Source organism: Paraburkholderia sp. UYCP14C (assembly GCF_004197395.1).
Taxonomy (GTDB): Bacteria; Pseudomonadota; Gammaproteobacteria; order Burkholderiales; family Burkholderiaceae; genus Paraburkholderia.
The window spans coordinates 1-847 of the sequence record NZ_SELS01000293.1 but is presented as its reverse complement, the minus strand read 5'-3'; the positions used below and the strand labels follow the sequence as shown (position 1 = coordinate 847).

1 protein-coding gene is annotated in these 847 nt (G+C 56.3%); it reads left to right on the top strand.

Going from position 1 to position 847, the window contains the following annotated elements; translation table 11 throughout:
• Positions 1-105: 105 nt before the first annotated feature.
• Positions 106-847, top strand: a 742-nt coding sequence (locus tag EVC45_RS44905; protein WP_306770885.1) for an aromatic amino acid transport family protein, incomplete at its 3' end; no start/stop codon positions are given.

Sequence of the window (847 nt, the reverse complement as noted above, 5' to 3'; positions counted from 1 at the left end):
ATAAACAGATTGTCTGGCGTCGAAAACATAAGAGCTACCAAGCCCGCCGACGCACCGCACACATTCTCATGTGTCGCGAGGCTCGCATAACTACAGGAGACGAGATTGAGTACTTCCGCTGAGATGGACATGTCCGCCGCATCTGTCGGCAAGGTGCCGTTCACCCGATACGACCTGGGATGGGTCATTCTCTGCATCGGAATGGCAATCGGCGCCGGCATCGTTTTTCTGCCGCTTCAGGTTGGTATCACTGGTGTCTGGGTGTTTGCCGCGTCGGTGGTGCTGTCGTATCCCGCGCTGTACATGATGCAGGAGCTATATCTGCAGACGCTTTCAGGCAGCACGAAATGCGAGCATTACGCAGGAATCGTTACCCAGTACCTCGGGAAGAACTGGGGCATCTTTCTGGCCGTTGTGTACTTCTTCATGTTGCTCAAAGGCATGCTGACCTATTCCATGGCGGTGACCTTTGATGCGGCGAAGTACCTGCAGAGCTTTGGCGTGACCACAGGGCTGCTCTCTGACAGTCCGTTCTTCTCGCTGGCCATTCTGTGCCTGCTGGTCCTGGTCGCCGCGCAGGGCGAGAAGCTGATCTTCAGGGTGTCCGGCCCATTGGTGCTCTTCAAGCTCGGCGTGGTCGTGTTGCTGGGCGTGGTGATGATTCCCCATTGGGATGTCCGCGCTAATCTGCCGTCGCTGCCGGAGTTCAAACGGTTCGTAATGGACACCATTCTCACTGTGCCGTTCACCTTGTTCTCCATCCTGTTCGTGCAGATCCTTAGCCCCATGAACATCGCGTTCCGAAAGATCGAGAAGGACTCGCGCGTCGCTACCTATCGCGCCATTC